Here is a 23,385-nt window from a genome sequence, read left to right on the forward strand (position 1 = left end):
GGACAGCGCGCAAGAGCCGCAACTCAGCGCACCGGATCCGCAGCGTCCTGTGCAGGCTTGGGTGCTTCAAGCGCCCCTTCGTCCGCCGCAGGGGCATGCAGGGCTTTTTCCAGATCGGCGCGAACCACGCTGTCGATACGGCGCAGGATCGAGGCCGACATTTCGCGGCGCAGTTCGTCGGCCAGGATTTCGCGCTCGGTCGTGGTACCGGTGGCGTCCTGCGGCGGCGACACATAATCGCGCGACAGCTCCACTGCCTGTTCCGGCACGATCACACCGCCATCCGGGCGGATGAAGGTGAACACCACGGCGTAGCGCAGGCTGTATTCCTGGGCACGGCCCTGGGCGTCAATGGCGATGGGCAGGTCACCCCAGCGTTCGGAGCGGATCTGCAGGCGGGCAACCCCGGGTGTCTTGCCGGCGACCGCGAGCGTGTCGCCATCTTCCACCACGGTGGCGCCGGAGGAGCGCAGGCCGCGGTTGAGGAACTTGACCAGCTCGCTGTAACGCACCGCTGAGTCCACCTGCACCGCCGGCATGTCGGCAGGCAGCGCGAGCTTGTTACGCAGATGGAAGCCGCAACCGGTGAGGCTGGCGGCGAGTATCAGGGCGGTCAGGTATCGAGTCATGCACACAGTCTGGAGGAGCCGGCCGGGGGCGGCAACAGGCAGCAAGCCTGCCTGATGCCGCGTGAACAGCACTTGAGATACCCGTTGCGGCTTACGCCGCAACGATATTGACGATCTTGCCCGGCACGATGATGACCTTGCGGATGCTCAGACCCTCCAGGAACTTGGCCGCATTCGGCTCTTCCCTGGCAAGGACCTCGATCTGCTCGCGCGCGGCATCGGCGGCGACTTCGATGGTGCCACGCAGCTTGCCGTTGACCTGTACCGCCAGGGTCAACGAATCCTTGACCAGGGCAGCACTGTCCACCTGCGGGAACGGCTGGTCTTCCAGCAGCGTTTCGGCATGGCCCAGCAGCTGCCACATGGCGTGGCAGGCGTGCGGGGTGATCGGGTTCAGCAGCAGCACCGCGGCCTGCAGGGCCTCCTGGCGCACCGCGCGGCCCTGCGCGCTGGCGTCGTCGAACTTGGCCAGGGCGTTGAGCAGTTCCATCACCGCGGCAATGGCGGTGTTGAAGGCGTGGCGCCGGCCGTAGTCGTCGCTGACCTTGCCGATGGTCTCGTGGGTCTTGCGGCGCATGGCCTTCTGCCCGGCATCCAGTGCCGCGGCGTCCAGCGCCGGTGCCACGCCGTCGACAACGTGCTTCTGCACCATCGCCCACAGGCGGCGCAGGAAGCGCGCCATGCCGTCCACGCCGGCCTCGTTCCACTCCAACGACTGTTCCGGCGGCGCCGCGAACATCGAGAACAGGCGCACGGTGTCGGCACCGTACTTGGCCACCATGCTCTGCGGGTCAACGCCGTTGTTCTTGGACTTGGACATCTTCTCGACACCGCCGATCACCACCGGCTGGCCGTCCTCGCGCAGGGTCGCGCCGGTGATGCGGCCGCGCTCGTCGCGCACCGTGTCCACGTCGGCCGGGTTGAACCAATCCTTGGAACCGTCGCTGTTCTGGCGGTAGAAGGTCTCGGCGATGACCATGCCCTGGCACAGCAGGTTCTGCGCCGGCTCGTTGCTGTCCACCATGCGTGCATCACGCAGCAGCTTGTGGAAGAAACGGAAATACATCAGGTGCAGGATGGCGTGCTCGATGCCACCGATGTACTGGTCCACCGGCAGCCAGTAGTTGCCGCGCTTGTCCACGGCTTCGCGGGCACCCGGCGAGGTGTAGCGGGCGTAGTACCAGCTCGACTCCATGAAGGTGTCGAAGGTGTCGGTTTCGCGCTCGGCCGCGCCGCCGCAGTCCGGGCAGGTGGTCTTGCGCCATTCCGGGTCGGCCTTGATCGGCGAGCCGGTACCGTTGAGTGTCACGTCTTCCGGCAGGATCACCGGCAGCTGGTCTTCCGGCACCGGCACCGCGCCACACTTGTCGCAGTAGATCACCGGGATCGGGCAGCCCCAATAGCGCTGGCGGCTGACGCCCCAGTCGCGCAGGCGGTAATTGATGCGGCGCTGGCCCTGGGCCTTGCGCTCGAAACGCTCGGCCAGTGCCTCGAACGCGCCCTGGAAATCCAGGCCATCGAACTCGGCCGAATTGACCAGCTCGGTCTCGCGGGTCTTGTCGCCGTACCAGTCCTGCCAGCGGCTGGCGTCATAGCTGCGCTCGTCGTCGTTCTTCGGCGACCTCAGCGCGATGACCTGCTTCTTCGGCAGGTCGTACTTGCTGGCAAATTCGAAATCACGCTGGTCATGGCCGGGCACGGCCATCACCGCGCCGGTGCCGTAGCCCATCAGCACGAAGTTGGCGACCCAGATCGGCACCTGCTCGCCGCTGACCGGATGGATGGCCTTCAGGCCGGTATCCATGCCGCGCTTTTCCTGGGTTTCCAGTTCCGCCTCGGAGACACCACCCTGCTTCAGCTCGGCCAGCATGGCGGCCAGCTGTGGGTTGTTCTTTGCGGCATGCACGGCCAGCGGGTGTTCGCCGGCAATGGAGACGAAGCTCACGCCCATCACCGTGTCCGGGCGGGTGGTGAACACGCGCAGCGGGTCCAGTGCGGCACCGTCCACGTCCCGTACGTCGAACTGGATTTCCAGGCCTTCGGAACGGCCGATCCAGTTGCGCTGCATGGTCTTGACCGAGTCCGGCCAGCCCGGCAGTTCGTCAAGGCCGTCCAGCAATTCCTGGGCGTAATCGGTGATGCGCAGGAACCACTGCGGGATCTCGCGCTTTTCGACCAGTGCGCCGGAACGCCAGCCGCGGCCATCGATGACCTGCTCGTTGGCCAGCACGGTGTTGTCGACCGGGTCCCAGTTCACCACCGAGTTGCGGCGGTAAGCCAGGCCCTTGCGCATCAGACGGGTGAACATGCGCTGCTCGTGGACGTAGTAGTCCGGCGTGCAGGTAGCGAATTCGCGCGACCAGTCGATGGCATAGCCCAGCGACTTGAGCTGGCTGCGCATGTGGCCGATGTTGGCGTAGGTCCACTTGGCCGGCGCGGTCTTGTTCTTGATCGCGGCATTCTCGGCCGGCAGGCCGAAGGCGTCCCAGCCCATCGGCTGCAGTACGTTGTGGCCGGTCATGCGCTTGTAGCGGCTGATGACGTCGCCAATGGTGTAGTTGCGCACATGGCCCATGTGCAGCGCACCGGACGGGTACGGAAGCATCGACAGGCAGTAGTACTTGGGCTTGTCCGAGGTTTCGTTCACCTCGTATGCCTTCTCGGCCTCCCAGAACTTCTGGGCGGCGGCTTCAACCTGCTGGGGATCGTAGATATTCGGTTCGACGCTGGACATGTCAACGCTGGGCAACGGCAAAGCGGCAAAGGGTACCGCAGTGCATCATTGCACTCCAATCCGGGCCCCGGCCCACAGGCAACAAAATCTGCAGGTCATTGAAATATAGGGCTTTTAAAAAACTAGAGGTTTCTGGAAATGTAACCGCGTGCAGCGCCCGCGCGTACCTTCCCCAAGGATCGGGGCCATTGCGCCGGCGGCGCTCAGCGGCGCAACGGCGCCAACCGCGCCGCGCCCAGCAGCCATACCAACCACCCCAGGAAGGCCAGCCGCTGTGCCATTGCCACCGGCATGGCGATCTCGAACAGGAACGCGCTGCAGACCGCCCATGCCGCGCAGACCAGCGTCAGCGTCGACAGCGCGCGCCAGCCGGCAGCCTTGCCGGCGCCGAAGCGCAGGGCGATGGCGGCGGCAGTGAACGCCAACAGCCACAACAACCAGGCGCTGGCGTGGAATTGGCTGGCACGGTTCTCGATATCGTCCACATCCAGTGGAAACAAGCCCATCGCGGCAAAGGCAATGGCCGCCAGCAGCAGCATCTGCCCGCCCACGCGCAGCGGGCGGGGCGCGCTGACCGGCATGCGCAGGATCAGGTCCAGCATTGCAATTGCCGCCAACAGTCCTGGCAGTACGAAACCCAGCAGGCTGAAAGCCGTACCACCGGGGACACCACGTGCCCCCAGCAGGGACACCGGGTGCCGCATCTGGTCATAGCCCTGCAACTGCGCGCCGAAGCCCACCACTGCCGCAATGAAGACCACTGCCGCCAAAGGCCCGGCCCAGGCCATTGCATTGTTCCGTTCCAACACCGCCACCTTGTCACGCCCTGGTCGCAGCAACGGTGCCGCGACTACCAAGCGCCATTGTGAGGGTTACCGGCACCAAAGGCATCGTTCGCCCGCGCCGGGCGTCCCGACTCAGCCACCGCTCACGGCGATCTCGACCCGGCGATTCGGGGCCAGGCAATCCAGCAAGGCGGCACCGGCGTCATCACACTGCACCAGCGGCGCACTGTTGCCACGGCCCTCGGCGTGGATGGAGGCGGCGGGAATGCCCTGCTGCACCAGATAATTGCGCACGCTCTGCGCGCGGCGCTGCGACAGCTCCATGTTGTAGGCATCACTGCCAATGCGGTCGGTGTAACCGATGATGTTCAGGGTCGCCTGCGCGGCGCTGACGCTGAGGCTTTGCACAAGCTCATCCAGTTTCGCCCGGCCGGCAGCAGACAGATTGGCGCTGTCGAAGGCAAACAAGGCGTCTGCCGACAACCTCAAGGGTGCCACAGCCGGAGGTGGCGCCGGTGGCGGTGGTGCAACCGGAGCTGGCACCGGTTCCAGCAGCGCGGCACAACTGTCCGGCTTCCAGGCTTGGCCCATGGCCACCCCGTTGCCATCAAACCTGACCTGGAACTGGCATTGAATCGGCTCGGCCCCAACCGAGCGCCGGAAATTGAATACGTAGTTCCACTCGCGCACACCCCACAGGCCTTCGTTGAACTGCGGGGTGCCCAGCAGCGTCTGGATCTGGCGCTTGTTCATGCCTGGCGCGTACTGCCGCAGGTTGTCCAGGTTCACATAGGTGCCACCGGCAGGATAGGCGCGCGCCGGATCCGGAAATTCCTCGCGCACCTGCCCCTTGCCACAGGCGGCCAGGGTTGCCAGCAAAGCCAGTACGGTCCATTTCGTGTTCATAGCGTCCTCGATGCATAGCCAGGAGTGTCTACCTGCGGACGGCGCCGCCTACCACTGGAAGCCGGCGCCCACGGTCACCCCGCCATCGCCGCGGGTATTGGCCGAGCCACTGAGCTTGTAGATCCAGCGACCACCATCACTGACACCCGACACGCCCACGGCCATGCTCGACTCGCCGTGGAAGGTGCTGGCCGCCATCGATGCCATGCGCCGGCCAGCTTCGGTAGGTTGCGGCAGGCCTGCCATCGCCATCGCCGAAGCGACGCCTGCAGACGCCCGGTCATCGATGCGCTTCATGTCGCGACTGACATCATTGAAACGTTGATCGGTGTAGTTCTTCGACCAGTCCATGACCTCCCCCATGCCCTTGTTGAGCTGCGCGACATTGACCGCGTCGGTAGGCGCCACACCGGTACCCACGTTGTGGATGACGGTGCTGGTACCTGGCCGCCCCATCGTCACGCTGCTGTAGTTGGTACTGCCATCGGTGTTCTGGTCGTAGCGCACCGTGCCCTGCTGCGAGGCCTGCAACTGGCGCAGGTTCACCGCGTCCGTCGCTTCGCTGCCGTCACCCACATTGGTGATCTGCCGCTCCGCACCTGCGGCACCCACCGACACGGTGTTGCTGCGATTGGCCACCGACCCTGCACCCAGCGCCACGCTGCCAGCTGCCGACGCGTTGGCGCCGTCGCCTATGGCCACCGCCTGGTTGCCGCTGGCAGTGGCCTGCGGGCCGGCGGCCACGCTGTCCTGACCGGTGGCCGAGGCAGCCGCCTTGGTCGAGTTGACCGCGAAGTAGGCGTTGCCCGCACCGCCGTTCTGGATGTTGTCGATACGCTTGTTGACGTTGACGATGGAGCTGTCCATTGCCGCAAAGGCATCGGTGACATTGCCGAACGTCTGCTGGGTAGCGGTGCCGCCGCTGTTGATCGAGGTGATGTTGAAGCTGGCCGCGCTCCACTGGCCGGTGCTGCTGTTGTACTGCATGGTGCCACCGATGGTGGAAGCCACTGCGTCGTTGGTGGCGGCCAGCTGACCGCCATTGATCGCGTCCAGGCTGCCACTGGTGACGCTGCCGGCAGCCACGTTGCCCAAGGCAACCGCCGCGCCGCTGCCATCGCCGGTCAAACGCACTGCGTTGGTCGGATTGCCAGCGCCGTCCGCAATGTACTTCACCGCCAAGGGGTCACTTCCACCCGGGACACTCCGCGGCAACAGGTTGCTCAGGTTGAGCAGCGAATCACTGATGGAGCTGAAAGCACTGCCGATGTTTGCGTAGGGCTGCAACGCAGCCACGCCCAGCACGCTGATGCTGTTGATCTGGTAGCTCGGCGCACCGAGCACGCCACCATTGAAGGTCGCACCGCCGCCCAGATAGGTCGCCATCGAAGCGCCCAGGCCGAACAACTGCCCACCGTTGACCGCCTCCATGCTGCCCGCGGCGACCGCACCGGCGGCCAGATTGGCCAACACCGTGCCGCTGACCGCCTGACCACTGCCAAGCGTCACCTTGCTGTAATTGACGACACCGTTGACGTCCTCGTCATAGACCACCGCCGCCAACCCCAGATCATCGATCTGGTCCAGCGCGCCACGCAGCTGCTTGACGTTCACCGCATCGGTGTCCTGGCTGCCGGCGGCAACATGGGTGATCTGCCGTTCGCGCCCGCTCGAGCCCACGGCGACTTCACCAATGGAGGTCTGCGCGGCGGTCAAGCCAAAAGCAGCGTAGTTGTCCTGGCCACCACGCGCGGCATTGGACTTGAAGCCCAGCGCCACACTGTTGGCCTTGTCCGACGTTGCACCCGCACCGAGCAGGGTCTGCGCATGGGCAGTGCCCTTGGCACTGTCACCGACCACCACCGAATGCCCCAGCCGCGCATCGTAGTCGGCGGTGGGTACGCCGGTCTTGCCACCGGCGTCATCGATGAACACCTGATCCGCCGTCTGCGTTGCCAGCCGGTGTTCGGCGTTGCTGCCGATGACTACTTCCTTGGAGCCGTTGGCGAACGCACCATCGCCAATCAGCACCTGATAATCCTGCGCTGCCGGCACTGCCCAGCACTTGGCCGTGACGACATTCAGCACGTTCACGCAATTCGACGCCCAGGCGGGCGCGCCACCAGGCAGCACCAAACCAAGCAAGCCACCGGGATCGCCGTTGTTGATGTTGGTGATGTAGCTGTCGGAGGTGACACCGCCGATCAGCGTCAGGTGCGAGTTGCCGCCGGTGGTCAGGCTACCCAGGCCGTCCAGCAGATCACCGACCGGCGTCAGATTGACCACCGGCACGCCCGCCAGTTGCACCTCCGAATAGGTCTGCATCACATTGGTGTTGTTGACCTTCAGGCTGCCGCTCTGCATGTAGCCGTTGCCACCCAGCAAGGAGGTCAGTGGCGATTCCACCAGCTGGTTGACCGAGCCTACCAACCCTCCGTTGCCGACGATCATTCCCGACGGGCCGGGCGCTGCAGGCACCGCACTGGGTATGGCCGGGCTGCCGGTGAGCCCGCCCACCACATTCGACAATCCCCCGGTCACGCCGCCTATCACGCCGCTGAGCGCACCGGTCACGCCTGTCACACCGGAAGCGGAACCGGTGATGCCGCCCAGCGTGTTGCCGGTGGCACCCAGCAAGGTGGAGGCCGTGTTGTCGACCGTTCCCAGCAGATGCTGCACGGAGCCGCCTACGTTGCCCTCTGCGAGTGCGCCGGTGGTGTCCTTGAGTCCGCCGGTCAAGCTGCCAACCGTGCCAACGATGCCTGCAGCGAGCGTACTGGAACCGGTCACTCCGCCAACCACCGCCCCCAGCAGGCCACCGACACCGTTCACTGCCGGCGCGATGCCATTGACCAAGCCATTCACCACTGCGCCCAGGCCGGTTCCCTTGACAGCACCGCCAGCCAACGCGTCGACCGCACCCAGCGTGCCGGTCACGGTTTCACGCACGGGATTTCCACCCTGCTCCGCACCCGGCACCAACACGCCGCCCACGCCTGCGACGCTACCTCCCAGATGCTGGGTCAGCGCGCCCACGGTCGTACCTGCATGTGATGCGAGCGTCTCCACCGCCGCCACCGGCTGGCCGCCCAGCACTTCACCGGTCAGCTCCTTGACCGCGCCCGCCGTCGAAACCAGCGTCCCCTGCAGTGGATTCCCGCCCGGCGCGTGGCCTGGCAGCAACCCGTCGACCACATGGCCGACACCGCCACCCAGGTGCTCGACAAGCGGCGTCACCGTTGCGCCTGCATGTGCACCCAGTGTCTGGATTGCCGCCACCGGCTGGCCACCCAGCACCTCGCCGGTCAACTCCTTGACCGCGCCCGTCGTCGAAACCAGCGTCCCGTGCAGTGGGTTTCCGCCGTCCTCCTTGCCCGGCAGCAATACCGCTGCGATGCCCCGCAAGCCTGCACCGGTTCCAGTCAACGGCCCGACCGTCGCCGTGATCGTGGTGTTGGCTGCTGCCGTCAACGGTTTCACCGCAAGGGCGGCGTCGCCGACCACGGCCAGCGCCGCTGCCGGATCACCTGCCGCCCCCTGTGCATGTGCGCGCGGCAACGCGGCGCGCACGCCAAGCTGGGCGCGTATCGCTGCGGGTGCGGCCTGCGGCTTGATTGCGACCACAGCCGATGCATCCACCCGCAACACCGCCGGCAGCGTGACCGAGGTGCCAAGCGCAGCGCCCGCGCTGGTCGCTGGCAAGGTGGTGGCCACAATCTGCTGGGCATCGGTAGCGCTGTACTTGGCGACCAGGTCCTGCAGGTCGGCGAGCTTGGCGTCGGTTGCCGCAGCGGGGCCCGCCATCGCCAGCGCAATGGCGCTGCCCACGCCCGCCAGGCTCCAGGATACGGACGGCGACAACTTCGACGGGCCCGAGCGCTTGCCTTGCACGCTGGCCAATTCGGAACCGACAACGAATGCATTGAGTGCACGGTTCCAGACCAATCGGTAGATGCGGTTCATGTGGAGCCTCCGGTTCGACCCGTCCGGGCGCGGAGGGGTCTTGGTTCGTGAGGCCAGTACACCGCTTGCACGCGCGTCGGTTTGCGCGCATCCGGCACATCCATAGGACGATTTGGCAAAGCGATGCCCGTTGTCGGCACGCACATGCACGTATTCGGCAACGGCGATTATTGAGTGATGGACGTCACGCAGCTGGCCAACGCACAGCTCAGGCGGGCGAATAAGTGCCGCGCATCAGGGTCTCGCTCGGCAATTCACCGAAGACCTTGCGGTAGTTGTCGGCGAAGCGCGATAGATCCCACAGACCGCAGCTCAGTGCGATCGACTTGACCGACTTGCGCCCGGCATCCGCGCTGGACAGGTTGCGGCAGGCTTCGCATAGACGCAGCATCGACAGATAGCGCACCGGCGAAATACCCACCAGTTCCTCGAACGCATAGCGCAGGGCGCGCTCGCTCACGCCCGCCGCATCGCACAGCTCATGCATGTAGATATGACGGCGCAGATTGGCGTACATCATGTCCTCAGCACGGCGGAAGATCAGATAGCGCGCACGGCGGCTGCGATTGCAGCCGGCGCGCTCCGGCGGCCCGTTGGTGACCACTTCCTTGACGTGCGCATCGAGCATGGCATCGATCTCTTCACTGCCCACCTCGCCTTGCCGTATGCGTTCGTGCAGGCCCTGGTAATAGGTTTGCAGCGGCACATGCGGGCGATTGCTCAACAAGGGAACGCCGGCGGCTTCTTCCAGCGGACTGCCGAGCCGCTGTGCGGCCGCGCGCTCCTGGAAACGCTTGAGCGGAACCAGCACAAACGTCACCCGGCTACCGGCACCCAGCGCGAATTCGGTGACGCCCTCGGGCATCACCGACACGATATTGCCCGACACCAACGGGACGCCATGGCACCAGCTGCTGTCCGGATCCACCGCCTGCAGGCAACCCAACAGGCACCAATCCAGCGGCAACATGAAACGGCCACGCGTGCGCGCACCGATCTCGAAGGTGCAGAGCAAGGCCTGGTCGTGGACGAAGGAGGTGATCGAGGCCGTCGGCGGCTGATCGTCAAGCAACACCAATTCAACGTGGCACACCCGAAGCGTGCCGCTCAGCGACGCCAGATCAAATGATCGCAAACCGTTTCCGCCGACTACCGCATCCATGTGAACGCCTTTGCGCATCCTGGCCAGGACGCGCTTCAGAAGCCCGACCATCCGTTGCAGGTCAATGAGCAAAACCTGCAATCCCCTGCCGCACAGCCTGAAACCCGCATTACGGAATCACACGTGCAGGTGCGTTCAAATACGTCCTGCGCTTGGATACTGACAAAAAAAAACGATCTTCACGCCGGCTCCGCCATGGCCGATTCGCCAAGTCCATCACATATATGAAAAACAATTGATTCTTGCCGAATATGCGCATCCGCCTACGGGGCTGATTGCAATGATGTTTCCGGGCATGCGCGGCATGCCGACAGGGGACAACGGAAGCAACGGTAGGAAAGCCGCCTGCGTCATCCGGCACACCGTGCAACCGTCGGCACACTCTTGCCGGTGTCACGCGTATCCCAATGACCTCAATCGGGCAGCAATGCCCATCGCCCGGCTATCTGTCGGTGCACTACCGACACCGGGTCATCAGGGAGAACATCATGAACGCACAGCTGCGCAGGTTTTTCCGGGAAGAAGACGGTGTCACTGCACTGGAGTACGGGCTGTTGGCTGCGGTGGTGGCCGGCCTGATCATCTTCTTCGCACGCGATGGCCTGAGAACCGTATTCCAGACCGTCCTCGACAAGCTGACCGAACTGGTTGGCGGCGGCACCGGTAGCACGCCAGCCTGAGCTGCGGCGGCCACCATGACCCTCACCTACCTGACGGCGCTGCTGCTTGGTGCCCAGGTCGCGATCAGCGACCTGCTGGCCCGTCGCGTGTCCAACCGGACGCTGCTGGCGGTGCTTGCAGGGGTGGCGGCGATGCAGCTGCTGCAGTTTGGCAGCCCCCCGTCGCTGGCCGACTGCCTGCTCGGCGGGGTCATCGGCTTGGCCACATTGCTGCCCTTCTACGCCGTCGGCTGGATGGGCGCAGGCGATGTGAAGCTGTTCTCGGTGATCGGCTTGCTGCTGGGCAGCACTGCCTTGCTGCCGATCTGGATCATCGCCAGCCTGGCGGCCGGCCTGCATGCGCTGGTTGCCATCTGCTGGCCGCTGGCCGCCGGTTACGCCCCGCTCCCGCTGCAACGGATGGTGCTGTCGCTGCAGGGTTCCGGACGGGTAACGGACTGGCGGATGGATCTGCGCTCGGCACGTCGCGGCCGCCAGGGTATTCCCTATGCGGCCTATCTGGGGCTGGCAATGATTGCGCTCGTGGCAAGCGGAGGTGCCCATGTCTAGGCGGAAAGCACCAGGCCGCCGGCGTACGCGCGGGGTCGTGACCATCGAGTTCGCGATGATGATGATGTTCGGCGTGCTGCCGTTGCTGTTCATCACCTTCACCGGCGTGATGATCTTCGCCGCCCAACAGTCACTGGCCTTGGCTGCCGGAGAAGGTGCCCGTGCGTCGCTGCGTTATGGCACTACTGCCGAACGACGCAACAATGCCTGCCAGGCAGCCGCACGTTCGATGCAGTGGTTGTTGAACTACTCCAGGACCGCGGCCAGCTGTGGCACGGCCAGTGCTGCACCGATTGCGGTATCTCAACCTTATGCCTGTGCCGCCGATAGCACTGTCAAGTGCATCAAGGTGACCACCTCGTACGACCATGATGCCCACCCCTTCATGCCCGGCACTGGCACGTTGATGGGGTGGACCATGGGCAAGTCACTGAGCAGTACCGCCGTTGTTCAACTGGATCTAGGCGACCGCTGAACGCGGACTCCAAGGGGGAGGAGCTTCAAGATGCCAAAGGCAATACGCATAGCTGCAATCCTGTTGTTGGCCATCGCCGCACTGCTGATGGTGCTTGCCTTTGGATTGGGCCGCCGGGCGCCAGCAGCGGCCGACAGCGCGCACGACACAGCGACGCTACGCCAACCGCCCAAACGCCTGATGGTGGTCGCCGGCAAGGAGCTGCCGGCCGGCCAGCCAATTGCCGCCGGTGATCTCACCATCGCCGAAATGGCGTTGCCGCCTGCAAACGGCTACACGGTGATCGGCGAAGTGGAAGGACGCACGCCGGCAAGAAACATCGCTGCCGGTGCAATGATCACCAGCGAGCACCTGCTGCAGGGCATTGCAATCGGCATCAAGCCAGGCGAACGCGCGGTGGCGGTGCCTGTCGACGAGCTTGCCGGGGTCAGCAATCGCGTCACGCCCGGTGACTACGTCGATGTCTTCATGAGCCTGCAGGACCCATCGGCAGCAGCCAGCGGTCGCTCCAATACCCAGGCGCGGCTGCTGCTCTCACGCCTGCAGGTGCTCGGCTACGGCAACGCCGATGTAGGCCAACGGGCGGCCTCCGACGACGCACGGAACAATGATGTCGGCGAGCTGCCACCGGAGCCCGGCAGCCGCGCCGAAACCATCGCCGCCCGCGACAGCCGCAGCAGCGGTGCGAACAATGCCGATGGCGCACAGGCACGCAGTGCGATCCTCGCCGTCCCGGTGCAGGATGCCGGGCGCCTGTTGCTGGCCGCACACAGTGGCAAATTGTTCCTGGCGCTGCGCAACCCCGGCGACACGGGCCTGGCCGACGAAACCATCTTTGCCGCGCCGCCGCCGGTGCTGGCCTTGCGCGGCAATCTGGACGATGCCGCGGCGGAGGCTGCCGCGCGGCCGGAGAACCGTGCCTATGCCGGCATCGACCTGAGTGCGCTGGCAGGCGACGGCAGCCGCTCGACGCCGGCGACCAACGCAAATGCCGCCACCACAGCACCGCAACGGCGGCGTTCGCCACGTCCGGCCGCACGCCAGGGTATCGAGATCATCCGTGGCACGACCCCATCCAACCGTCTGTCTTCGCCATGACCGGGGGCACAATCTTGCACCAGCGTTCTTCCCGCACTGCATCGGTCCTTCTCGCCCTGGCACTTGTTGCGGCGAGCGGCAGCCTGCCGCCGCTGATGCCGCTCGCCCAGGCGCAGACCAGCAGCAGCGTCGTTCTCGAACTCAACGAACAGCGTCCCTGGACCCTACCAGCGGGCGTGGAGCGCATCGCCATCGCCGATCCTTCGATCGCCGATATCACCCGTATCGGTCGCAACAGCGAAGCGTTGCTGGTTGGCAAGTCCGCAGGCAGCACCACCTTGCTGCTGTGGCTGCAGAAGCAGGCTGCGCCATCGCGTATCCGCGTTGAAGTGCGCAACGCGGTGCAAGGTGGCCTGCTGACTGACAACGGCAACCTGCTCACCGTGCAGGATGGCCAGGCCCTGCTGTCGGGCAGCGCAAGCTCCCTGCTGGAGCATGAAGCCCGTCGCAAGGCCGCCGCCTCCGCCATTGGCGAGAAGGGGGTGATCAGCGACGTCGCGACCATTGCCAGCAGCGGCGTGGTGCAGGTCGAGGTGAAGGTGGTGGAGTTCAACAAAAGCGTGTTGCGTCAGGTTGGCATCAACTTCAAGAACATCAATGGCGGCTTCAGCTACGGCATGACCTCCCCCAGCAGCGGCGGCGATGGTGGTGCGCTTTCGTCGGCCTTCAAGTTGATCGCCAAATCCGTCCCTGGCGCCTGGGAGGCCAATATCGACCTGCTGCAGGCCAACGGCATGGCACGGGTACTGGCCGAACCGACCCTGGTGGCGCTGTCCGGGCAAAGCGCGAGCTTTCTGGCCGGTGGCGAGCTGCCCATCCTGGAACCGCAGGGACTGGGCACCACCACCGTCAGCTTCAAGCCGTTTGGCATTGGTTTGACCGTTACCCCCACGGTGCTGTCCGCCGACCGCATCGCATTGAAGGTGGCGCCGGAAGCCAGTGACCTGGATTACACCCGCGGCATCACCCTGGATGGCACCCAGATCCCGGCCATCTCCACCCGCCGTGCCGACACCACGGTGGAATTGGGCGATGGCGAGAGCTTCGTCATCGGTGGACTGGTCAGCAGCCAGCTGTCCTCCAACGTCAACAAGATCCCGCTGCTGGGCGACATTCCGGTGCTTGGCTCGTTCTTCCGCAATCTCAGCTACAAGCGCGAAGACAAGGAGCTGGTGATCGTCGTCACCCCGCGCCTGGTCAAGCCGCTGGCGCGTGGCACCGACATTCCCCTTCCCGGCCAACGCGAAGCACAACCGCGCCTTCCGGTCTGGGGCGCATGGCTGCTGCATCCGGCCAGCCCCGACCAACTCCCCGGTTTCTCACGCTGACGTATTCCCATGCCCCCGGTGATGCCATTGCCCCAGACCCAACGCCATGCCGAGCTGAATCTGCTGCTGTACGCACCGGATAACCGCCATATGGCGCGACTGGGGGCGGCACTGGCGGGGCAGGCCAACCTGCGCTGGGTCGACAGTCGCGAAACCGCGCCGCGGCAACTGCTGGAGGCCGCTGCGGCGTCGGCCTTCGTGCTGCTCGACTACTGCGGCGGCAACGCTGCCTATTCCACCGATCTGGCTCGGCAACTGCATGCATTGCCCGCTTGCCCGGCGCTGATCGGCCTGGGCACTACCGGTCCGGAACAGGCCGCACACCTGCTGGCGGCGATGCGTGCCGGCGTCTGCGACTTCATCGACATCGACAACAGCACCGCGCAGATGCTGGAGGTATTTGAACGCGTCGCAGCCGTCCCCACCCCCGCGCGCGTGGCAACCACGCCGGAACTGCGCCCGGACGGCCGCCTGATCGTGTTGTTGGGCGTGCGCCCCGGCGTGGGCACCAGCACCCTGGCAACCCATCTGGGAGTGAGTCTGGCCGAACAGAACCCGGTGTCGCCCGATGCTGCCGGTCTGCAGGGTTGGCTGCTGCTGATCGACCTGGGCCAACCCGCTGCCGATGCCGCGCTGTACCTGGGCATGGAAAGCCACTTCAGCTATGAGGAAGCACTGCGCAACGTCGAACGGATGGATCGCACCTTCGCTGGCACGGCCTTTGCACATCACCCCAGCGGCATGGCGCTGCTCGGCATCGCCAGCGGCAGCTTGCTGAAGAAGCACGAGCCGATCACGTTGCTGGACCGCCTGCGCAGCGTTTTCCCGCTGAGCCTGTGCGATGTTGGCGGCCTGCCGGTACAGCTGTTACCCACCACACTGCTCAAAAGCGCCTCCGAGGTTTGGCTGGTCACCGACCAGGCCATCGGTTCACTGGTCTCCCTCGACCAGACCATGCGCGAGCTGGAAAGCCGTGGCCTGCGCGACGAACGCCTGCAACTGATCGTCAACCGCTTCGATCCCAACGGCGGCCTGGCCGATACCCAGATCGCGCAGCGCTTCAACCTGCCGCTGCTGGCCACGCTCCCGGACCGCTCGCGGGTGCTGCGCTCCAACGCAGGACTGGGCCGCCTGTTGACCGATGCGGCCCCGCGCGATCCCTATCTCAAGGCCCTGCAGTCACTCCTGCAGCGGCTGGACCGGCGTCGTCTCGCCCCGTCTCCGACCACCGCACCGGCCTCACCGCTGGCGCGTCTCGCCAATCTGCTGGGTAGATAACAATGGAAGACAAAGTCACCCCCTTGTCCCCCCGCATCGCCGCCGCGGCACTCTCGGTGGAAGCGGCACCGAGCGTGCCGTTCGAGCAGACCGAACAGTTCCAGAGCGTGCTGTCCGCCGCCCATGAGTACCTGCTCAACCATGTCGAGGACCAGCGCGTCGATATCGATTCCTGGTCGCCGGAAACCATCGGCAAGTACGTGCGCACGCAGACCGCCGCCTTCGTCAAGGAATGGAAGATCCCCGTCAACGCACAGGAAATGGAAGCCGTTGCCAGCGCCCTGCACAAGGAGCTGACCGGCTTCGGGCCGCTCGATGACCTGCTGCATGATCCGGAGATCGAGGACATCCTGATCAACGGCTACAAGGACGTGCATGTCTCCGCCGGCGGCATGCTGCGTCGTTCGACCCAGCGCTTCAGCGATGACCGCCACCTGCTGCGCATCCTGCGCCGTATCATCGCCCCGCTCGGCCGGCGCCTGGATGACTCCAATCCGATGGTCGACGCGCGCCTGCCCAATGGCGGCCGCCTCAACGCCATCATCTCGCCGTTGGCCGTCGACGGGCCGATGGTATCGATACGCAAGTTCCGCAAGGACCCGTTCACCCCGGACGAACTGCTCGGCCGTGGCGCGTTCGACAAACCCATGTACGCATTGCTCAACGCGATGGTGCGAGGGCGCTGCAACATCCTGATCTCCGGCGGTACCAGCTCCGGCAAGACATCACTGCTCAATGCACTGGCAACCTTCATCCCGCACAACGAGCGGGTCGTCACCGTGGAGGACACCGCCGAGCTCGCCCTGAACCACCCGCATGTCGTGCGCCTGGAGTCACGCATGGGCGGCTTTGATGGCAGCGGCGCGGTCAGCATCCGCGACCTGGTGCGCAACAGCCTGCGCATGCGTCCGGACCGCATCGTGGTTGGCGAGGTCCGTGGCGCCGAAGTGCTGGAAATGCTGCAGGCGATGAACACCGGTCACGATGGCTCGATGGCTACCGTGCACGCCAACAACGCGCGCGACTGCCTGTACCGGCTGGAAATGCTGGCCGGCTTTGCCGGATTCCAGGGCAGCGAGGACAGCCTGCGTCGGCAGATCGCCAGCGCCATCGATTTCATCGTGCAGATTTCGCGACTGGGCAGTGGCCGCCGGGTGATCGTTTCCATCACCGAGATCACCGGCGTCAGCGACAACGTCATCACCAGCCAGGAGCTGTTCAAGCACGAGGCATGGGTTGACCACGACAACCGCGAACGTGATCGTTGGACAGGGCTGGGCTTCCATCCGCACTGCCACAAGCTCGAGCCGTTCCGGCAGGAACTGCGCGAGGCCAACATGGGGAGCTTCTCTTCATGATGGTGCCGCTGCTGCTGGGGAGTGTCGCGCTTGGGCTGGTGGCGGTCGCCATGGGCCTGTGGTGGGGGCTTGCCACCCGCGTGCAGCAGCGCGCCGCCGCCAGCCACGCCGACACCCGGCTGTCGCAGCCCGGCCCACAGCGTGCGGCCGAAGAAGCGCGCAACACCCGCCCCGCCAGCAAGCGCTGGGCCGAGCTGCTGCGTCGTGCCGGCCTGACGGACACACCGCGCACGCTGCTGATGCTCGCCTTGCCCGCCATCGGCCTTCCCATCGCGGCCGGCCTGCGCCTGGGCAGCGCCTGGTTCGGGGTCTTTGTGCTGGCGCTCTACCTGCTGGGCGTGGCGCTATGGCTGTACCGGCGCATCGACAAGATCCAGCAACGGCTGGTCGCGCAGATGCCGGACTTCCTGGAGAACATGGTGCGCATGGCCGGCATCGGCAACAGCCTGTCGATGGCATTCCAGAGCGCTACCCAGAACGTCGATCCACCGTTGCGCCCCATCCTCGACAACGCGCTGACCTATACCCGCGCGGGCATGGACCTGGACCGCGCCCTGCAGCACGCCGCGCAGGCCTATCGGCTGCGTCCGCTGGAAATGCTGGCAGTGATCCTCGGTACCAGCATCCGCATCGGTGGCCGCAGCGACCAGATCCTGCAACGCATGAGTGATTTCATGCGCGACCTGGAGGAAGTTCAGCGCGAACTGCAGGCCACCACCTCCGAGACCCGGATGTCGGCCTGGGTATTGGCCCTGCTACCGGTAGGCGCAGCACTGTCGATGGCACTGATGAGCCCGGATTTCTTCCAGCCCATGTTCCATGAGCCACTCGGCAAGAAGATCCTGCTGATCGCAGTGCTGCTGGAGCTGTTTGGCGGTTTCCTGCTGTACCGGCTGGCCAAATCGCTATGACAGCGCGCAGTTTCTCCCCCCTTCGCAGGAGCGAAGCATGAATCTGCTGTTGACCATCGCCATGATGCTGGTCGTGCTGGCCCTGGTATTGGCGGCGGCAGGCCTGCTCTATCGCGGGCGGCGCAGCCAGCAGGCCGGTGCGGCCTTGCAGAGCGCGCTGGACACTGCCCAGCATGTGGAACCGCACAATGCGCCGAAGATCGGCTGGTGGCGGCAGCGCCTGGCCGATCTTGCCGCCATTGGCCAGCACTTCGATGGCAGCCGCTTGCAGAAAGCCTTGTTGGCGCCGGAGGACAGACTGCTGCTGGAACAGGTGGGCTGGAACCACAACACCGGCACTGCCGCCTTTCTCGCCACCCGGCTGTTGCTTGCCGTGCTAATGCCCTTCATCGCCGTGCTGGTGCTGCAGCCGCACGGCGGCGATACCCTGATCGTCCTGCTGGTCGGCTTTGCCCTGGGCATCCTGTTGCCGAAACTGCTGCTGCGCAGCTGGGCCGCGCGCCTGCGCAGGAAAGTGGATGAAGAACTGCCCTTGCTGATCGACCTGCTGCGGCTGCTGCAGGGCGTGGGCTTCAGCATCGACCAGAGCCTGCAGATGGTCGCCGAGAAACTGCATATCGCCATCCCCGTGCTGGGCCGCGAACTGCAGCTGGCCAATGCCGGCTACAGCCGCGGCCGCAGTCGCGCGCAATCGCTGCGGCGCCTGTCCGAGTCGTTCGACAACGACGACCTGCGCAGCCTGATACAGATGATATTGCAGGTGCATCAGCATGGCGGCGCGGTGCAGGAACCGCTCAAGCAGTTCGGCATGCGCCTGCGCGAGCAGCGCCGCATGAAGATGAAGGAGAAGGTCGGCAAGCTTTCGGTGAAGATGACCGTGGTGATGATGGTCACCTTGCTGCCGGCGTTGATGTTGGTACTGGCCGGGCCGGCGATCATCTCGCTGGCCGCCGCGATCAAGGGGATGTGATGAAGATCGGTGCGTCGAAAGCCAAGACGGTGCTGCTGATTGTGCTGTTTCCTGCGCTGCTGGCCGGTTGCGGAGGCAAGCATGCCGCCTATCGGCAAGCTCCCGTGGAACCGGCCCTGGTGGAGGCTCCCCAGGATGACCGCGGCATGTACCTGGGGCTGCTCAGGCAGATGCAACAGCAAGGCGCCTACTACGCCTCGCTGGCGCATATCGATGCCTTCCGGCAACGCTTCGGCGACAGTCCGGAACTGCGCATCCTGCAGGCCAACGCACTGCGCGAAACCGGCGATCGCAACACGGCCGGCAACATCTATCGTGGCCTGACCAAAGGCGCCCAGGCCGCGCCGGCCTGGCATGGGCTTGGCCTGATCGCGGCCGACGCGCGTGACCACGATGGCGCGCGCCTTGCACTGGAAAGCGCCGTGCGTGCCGATCCACTCAACATCGCCTACCTGGGCGATCTTGGCTTCGCACTGCTGCAGGCTGGCCAGTTCGAACAGGCGCGTGCACCGCTGGCAAAAGCGGCGGAGCTCGCACCGGAAAACATCCGCGCCATCTCCAACCTCGCCCTGTGGGCAATGCTGTCAGGGCAGCCGGCGACGGCCGAGAGCATGATCCAGCGCGCCGACCTGCCGCAGTCGGCACGAAGCGAAATCTACCGCCTGGCACACACCTTGAGACAGGCCGCCGCAGCCAGCAATGCCAATGCAGTCAACAACGCCACTGCCCTGGCCGTGCAACCACCTGGCAGCAGCACGCAGCGGCCCCGTCCGCCGGGCTCGATGCTCGATCGTTTCAACCCCACGACGACCACTTCGCAGGAGGCAACGCCATGAACCGAACTGTTCGCCTCCCCTGCGCATGGCTGCTGGGCATGCTCGGCATCTGTGCATCGGCGCAGGCACAGCATGCGCCGTTGATCGAACGCATGGCGGATCCAGATCCGGCCACTACTTCCGCTACTGCAACGGACGCGCCGAACACCGTCGCGGATACCCGCGCCGCCGCCACGCGCCAACGCACCTACCTGCCCCGTTCGCAGGTAGGTGACACCACCCGCAGCCTGCTGCAGCTGCAGGCCGACAGCGGTCGTCCCGGCAATGCCCTGCCGATGCTTGGTGAAGCCGCCAGCCGCAGCTACCAGCGTTATCTCGACAGTTTCAGCCATCCCATCCCCGAGTACTTCGAAGCCGCACTCCCCGATCCCAAGCAAGGCGGCAGTAGCCGCTGAGGCCAACCATGTACAGCCCGCGCCTGTCTTCGCCCCCGCCCGCACGCGCGCCAAGCGATCCCCGCCACAGCGCGCGGCAGCGTGGGGGCGCCGGCCTGCCGATGATGTTGTTGCTGCTCGGCCTGGTGGTGATCCTCGGGCTGGTCGAGGTCGGCTATCTGTACTGGAGCAAACGCGATGTACAGAAGACCGCCGACCTGGCAGCACTGGCGGGCGCGCAGCGGCTTGAGCTGTGCACTACCGATTACAAGGACAACCTGGCAGCGCGCAGCAACGCGGTGACCGACAACCAGTTCTCCGGCCAGCTGGCGATCAACTGCGGCTATTGGGGGGCCGAACTGGCGCCCGGCGCGCGCTTTGTAGCGGTCGCCAGCAGCCGTCCTTTGAACGCCGTGCAGGTCACCGCCTCGCGGCAGGCGATACCGCTGCTGGGGCAGTTCACTTCACTGCCCCGCGTCAGTGCCACCGCGGTGGCCAAGCGCATCTCACCGCAAGCGGCCTTCAGCGTCGGTTCGCGCCTGCTCAACACCAACAGCAATGCACCCTTGCAGGGAGTACTGCGCCTGGTCGGGGTCGACCTTACCCAGACCCAGATCGCCAGTTACCAGGGCCTGGCCAACGTCAAGATCACCCCGCGCGGATTGCTGCAGGCATTGGGCATCCCGGTCGCCACGGACCTCAATGTTGGTGAATTGAACACTCTGCTGGCGGCCAACAAAGTGTCGGTTGGCAGGCTGCTGGAGGTGATGGCCAGCCTGGCCAGCCAACAGGGACTGACCGCGGTTGATCTGCGCCTGCTGCAGCAGAAACTGCTCGACAAGGGCATCAGCGGTTTGCTGCTGCAACTGGGCTCCAACGCCACCAGCAGCGGCCTATTCGCGCAGATAGCCGGCGCCAGCGACGCCGCCAATGGCGCACTGGATGTGGACCTCAATGCGCTGGATCTACTGGGCACCAGCATCTCCATTGCCAACGCGAAGCACGCTCTCGCGGTGCAGCAGCTGGATCTGCTGGGCCTCAGCGCGAAGGCCAGCATCGTCGAACCGGCCTCGATCGGCATCGGCCCGGTTGGCACCACCGCCTACAACAGCCAGGTCCGGCTGTTTCTGGATATCGACTCCGAGCGGATCCCCGCGCTGGGTCCGATCCTGACCTGGCTGGGCACACGCATCCGCTTGCCCACCTATATCGATGTGATCGACGGTTTCGGCCGGCTCACCGCCATCGATTGCGCCAGCCAACCGGCAACGGCCACCGTCGATGTCACCAGCGCCATCGCCAATGTGTGCATCGGCAAGGCAACCACTCCCTGGGACTCCACCCGCGAGTTGTGCCGAACCGGCCTGGGCAGTGAGACCCTGGTCAGCCTGCTCGGCCGCGACGTACTCAACAAGAAGGTCACGCTGGAAGCCTTGTCGCAACGTGAGTCGTTGCGACTGAGCGCCAGTGAGACCGGCACGGTCAAGCCCAATGACCTGAAGATAGGCAAGCTGGTCGACGATCTGCTCAAGGAGCTGCTGGACACCCTGGGCGCATTGTTCGCCTCGCAAGGCGACAACAATGACGTCGCCAAGCAGTTGGCCACCCAGTATCTGGAGGCCACCAAGGTCAACGGCCTCTACAATCCCGCCAAGGTCGTGCAGGCCTTGCAGAACGGCCAGCAGAACGCGGCCAGCCAGGTCAACCTGCCGGCACTCGGCGACTGGACCACCGATATCCCCGGTTGCAAATACGTCGTGCTGGTCTGCATGCCCGCCAAGGTACCGGGCAGCGTCTGGGAGGGTTTCAAGCGCGAGACCGGGATCAGCGACATCAGTCTGGTCGGAGGCCTGCTGGATGCCTTGGGCCTGACCGCCTGCGATGGCCTGATCAATGGACTGCTGCGTTACAACGACTGCGTGCGCGAAGCCTTGGTCAAATACCTGCAGACCAAGCCCGGCGGACTCAGTGGTGCCGGCGGCTACAACCCGACCACGGGTACGGGCAGTTGCAGCAGTGGGCTGTGCCTGCTGCTCAAGCCCGTGGTTGATGGCTTCCTGCGCCCCTTGCTGGACGGGGTTGGCAAGCTGCTCAGGGACGTACTTTCGGAAGTGCTTGGCCTGCAGCTGGGTCGCACCGACGTACATATGCAATCCATCCAGTGCGGCCGCAGCCAACTGGTCGAATGAGTTCCTTCCGAAACCGTGCAGACGCCCACGCCACGGGGCTTTCCAGCGCCGGAGCGCATGCTATGCTCAGCCGCATACAGTGTGCATTCATGAATTGCGATAGCCATCGCAGTTCGGGGGAGTTACGAGGACTTATGACAAGGATCGAGATGCTTCCGAGCCGGCTTGCGTGTGCACTGCTGCTTGTAGTCGGCCTGCTGGCGGCACCTGCCGCGATGGCCGGGCGTTGGCAACGTGGCGAGGCCGAGGTACCGGCTGCCCCCGCCAACAGCGAGGACAGCGCGGTCGGCAATACCGTCGCCGAGCTGAAACGGCTGATGGGCAACCAGGAGCTTACCGAGCTGCGTACCACCTATAACGGCAATTACGGTGCCAGCCTGCTGTTCCATGCAGACTCCCTGAACTACTACGTGGCGCTGTTCCACGAGAAGGAGTTCTGGCGGGTGATCCGCACCGAGTCGGTGGAAAACGCCGAAACGCTTTACCTCACCTTCGCCGACCAGACCAAGCAATTGGCGCAGGTCTATCTGGACACCATCCGCCTGCAGGCCGGCAAGGCCTATAGTGAGAAGCTGGTGGCCATGAACGAGCGCCGCCTGCGCGGGTTGCAGCAGGAAGTGGAACAACAGCGCCAGCAGTCGCTGCAGGTCAGCAACGCCTTGCAGGAGCGCAAGCAACAGGCGGTGGCATTGAGCTCGGACCTGCGCGCCACCAATACCCAGTTGGAAGCCCTGAACCAGCAGATCAAGGCCTTGCAGGCGCAGCAGGTCAATCCTGAGTTGACCCTGCCAGCCACGCCCACCGTTGCCCCGGTGACCGCGGCCACCCCGGTGATCCACACGCCCCAGGAACCAGCCAGCAACCCCTGAGGTCCTGGCTTCAGCGCAAAAACGCGAACGCCGCCTTCCTTCGGGAAAGGCGGCGTTTTTGTACTGCCGAGCCATGCTCGGCAAGGGCTTGCCCAGCAACGCATCAGCCCCGGATCACCCGCAGGAGCAGTGCAGGCGGGCCTCGGGCCATAAGCTGCGAAGCCACCACGGCATCAGCCCGCGAAGAGCATACCCCTCCCCAACCCTCCCCTTCGCTGCGCGAAAGGGAGGGAGCAACGCAAAGTGCGGAGCTGTGCGCCGCAAGGGATGGCCCGGTAAAACCCCTGCCGA

Annotated in this window: 19 protein-coding genes; 13 read left to right on the forward strand and 6 right to left on the reverse strand. The window is 65.2% G+C overall.

Annotated elements, in window-relative coordinates:
- Positions 1 to 23 precede the first annotated feature (23 nt).
- From ACVOLQ_RS11785 to ACVOLQ_RS11810, 6 genes are all read right to left on the reverse strand, one after another.
- Entirely contained in the window at positions 24 to 629 is a 606-nt protein-coding gene (locus ACVOLQ_RS11785) for an LPS-assembly lipoprotein LptE (RefSeq protein ID WP_313173837.1), read from the reverse strand.
- 91 nt (positions 630 to 720) lie between these two features.
- Positions 721 to 3,363 carry a leucine--tRNA ligase gene (gene leuS / locus ACVOLQ_RS11790; protein WP_481528123.1) on the reverse strand — a complete coding sequence of 881 codons (2,643 nt, stop codon included), beginning with the start codon at positions 3,361 to 3,363 and terminating at the stop codon, positions 721 to 723.
- Positions 3,364 to 3,566: 203 nt separating this feature from the next.
- Positions 3,567 to 4,172, reverse strand: coding sequence for a DUF998 domain-containing protein (locus ACVOLQ_RS11795; protein ID WP_481528148.1), 606 nt, complete (start codon positions 4,170 to 4,172; stop codon positions 3,567 to 3,569).
- A gap of 108 nt (positions 4,173 to 4,280) precedes the next feature.
- Positions 4,281 to 5,054: an OmpA family protein gene (locus tag ACVOLQ_RS11800; RefSeq protein WP_313173839.1), complete on the reverse strand. Its 774-nt coding sequence runs from the start codon at positions 5,052 to 5,054 to the stop codon at positions 4,281 to 4,283.
- Between the two features lie 48 nt (positions 5,055 to 5,102).
- Positions 5,103 to 9,017: an ESPR-type extended signal peptide-containing protein gene (locus ACVOLQ_RS11805; RefSeq protein ID WP_481528124.1), complete on the reverse strand. Its 3,915-nt coding sequence runs from the start codon at positions 9,015 to 9,017 to the stop codon at positions 5,103 to 5,105.
- A gap of 208 nt (positions 9,018 to 9,225) precedes the next feature.
- Positions 9,226 to 10,152, reverse strand: a complete 927-nt coding sequence (locus ACVOLQ_RS11810; RefSeq protein ID WP_481528125.1) for a helix-turn-helix domain-containing protein — start codon at positions 10,150 to 10,152, stop codon at positions 9,226 to 9,228.
- A 515-nt stretch (positions 10,153 to 10,667) separates the two neighbouring features.
- Here ACVOLQ_RS11810 and ACVOLQ_RS11815 point away from each other — a divergent pair.
- From ACVOLQ_RS11815 to ACVOLQ_RS11875, 13 genes are all read left to right on the forward strand, one after another.
- Complete coding sequence (locus tag ACVOLQ_RS11815) at positions 10,668 to 10,859, forward strand: Flp family type IVb pilin (protein ID WP_313173843.1); 192 nt, start codon at positions 10,668 to 10,670, stop codon at positions 10,857 to 10,859.
- Positions 10,860 to 10,874: 15 nt separating this feature from the next.
- Complete coding sequence (locus tag ACVOLQ_RS11820) at positions 10,875 to 11,408, forward strand: A24 family peptidase (RefSeq protein ID WP_313173844.1); 534 nt, start codon at positions 10,875 to 10,877, stop codon at positions 11,406 to 11,408.
- Positions 11,401 to 11,883 (forward strand): pilus assembly protein, encoded by a 483-nt coding sequence (locus ACVOLQ_RS11825; protein WP_313173845.1) that lies wholly within the window; start codon positions 11,401 to 11,403, stop codon positions 11,881 to 11,883. Before ACVOLQ_RS11820 ends, ACVOLQ_RS11825 begins: the two co-directional genes overlap by 8 nt.
- Before the next feature lie 30 nt (positions 11,884 to 11,913).
- Positions 11,914 to 12,981 carry a Flp pilus assembly protein CpaB gene (gene cpaB, locus ACVOLQ_RS11830; RefSeq protein ID WP_481528126.1) on the forward strand — a complete coding sequence of 356 codons (1,068 nt, stop codon included), beginning with the start codon at positions 11,914 to 11,916 and terminating at the stop codon, positions 12,979 to 12,981.
- 95 nt (positions 12,982 to 13,076) lie between these two features.
- A complete protein-coding gene (locus ACVOLQ_RS11835) occupies positions 13,077 to 14,309 on the forward strand; it encodes a type II and III secretion system protein family protein (RefSeq protein ID WP_313173847.1) in 1,233 nt (410 codons plus the stop codon).
- A gap of 27 nt (positions 14,310 to 14,336) precedes the next feature.
- Positions 14,337 to 15,587, forward strand: a complete 1,251-nt coding sequence (locus ACVOLQ_RS11840) for a CpaE/TadZ family protein (protein ID WP_481528127.1) — start codon at positions 14,337 to 14,339, stop codon at positions 15,585 to 15,587.
- A gap of 2 nt (positions 15,588 to 15,589) precedes the next feature.
- Positions 15,590 to 16,945, forward strand: a complete 1,356-nt coding sequence (locus ACVOLQ_RS11845) for a TadA family conjugal transfer-associated ATPase (RefSeq protein WP_481528128.1) — start codon at positions 15,590 to 15,592, stop codon at positions 16,943 to 16,945.
- Entirely contained in the window at positions 16,942 to 17,856 is a 915-nt protein-coding gene (locus ACVOLQ_RS11850) for a type II secretion system F family protein (RefSeq protein WP_481528129.1), read from the forward strand. Before ACVOLQ_RS11845 ends, ACVOLQ_RS11850 begins: the two co-directional genes overlap by 4 nt.
- Before the next feature lie 37 nt (positions 17,857 to 17,893).
- Entirely contained in the window at positions 17,894 to 18,826 is a 933-nt protein-coding gene (locus tag ACVOLQ_RS11855; protein ID WP_313173851.1) for a type II secretion system F family protein, read from the forward strand.
- Positions 18,826 to 19,662, forward strand: coding sequence for a tetratricopeptide repeat protein (locus ACVOLQ_RS11860; RefSeq protein WP_481528130.1), 837 nt, complete (start codon positions 18,826 to 18,828; stop codon positions 19,660 to 19,662). The genes ACVOLQ_RS11855 and ACVOLQ_RS11860 overlap by 1 nt, the downstream gene beginning before the upstream one ends.
- Positions 19,659 to 20,057: a DUF3613 domain-containing protein gene (locus tag ACVOLQ_RS11865; protein ID WP_481528131.1), complete on the forward strand. Its 399-nt coding sequence runs from the start codon at positions 19,659 to 19,661 to the stop codon at positions 20,055 to 20,057. The genes ACVOLQ_RS11860 and ACVOLQ_RS11865 overlap by 4 nt, the downstream gene beginning before the upstream one ends.
- Before the next feature lie 8 nt (positions 20,058 to 20,065).
- The gene (locus ACVOLQ_RS11870; RefSeq protein ID WP_481528132.1) at positions 20,066 to 22,225 is read left to right on the forward strand and encodes a TadG family pilus assembly protein; all 2,160 of its coding nucleotides are present in this window, start codon (positions 20,066 to 20,068) and stop codon (positions 22,223 to 22,225) included.
- A 134-nt stretch (positions 22,226 to 22,359) separates the two neighbouring features.
- On the forward strand, positions 22,360 to 23,094 hold the full coding sequence (locus ACVOLQ_RS11875) for a DUF2968 domain-containing protein (RefSeq protein WP_481528133.1): 735 nt from the start codon (positions 22,360 to 22,362) through the stop codon (positions 23,092 to 23,094).
- Positions 23,095 to 23,385 lie beyond the last annotated feature (291 nt).

The sequence above is a fragment of the Stenotrophomonas sp. STEN031 genome (genome assembly GCF_056759975.1).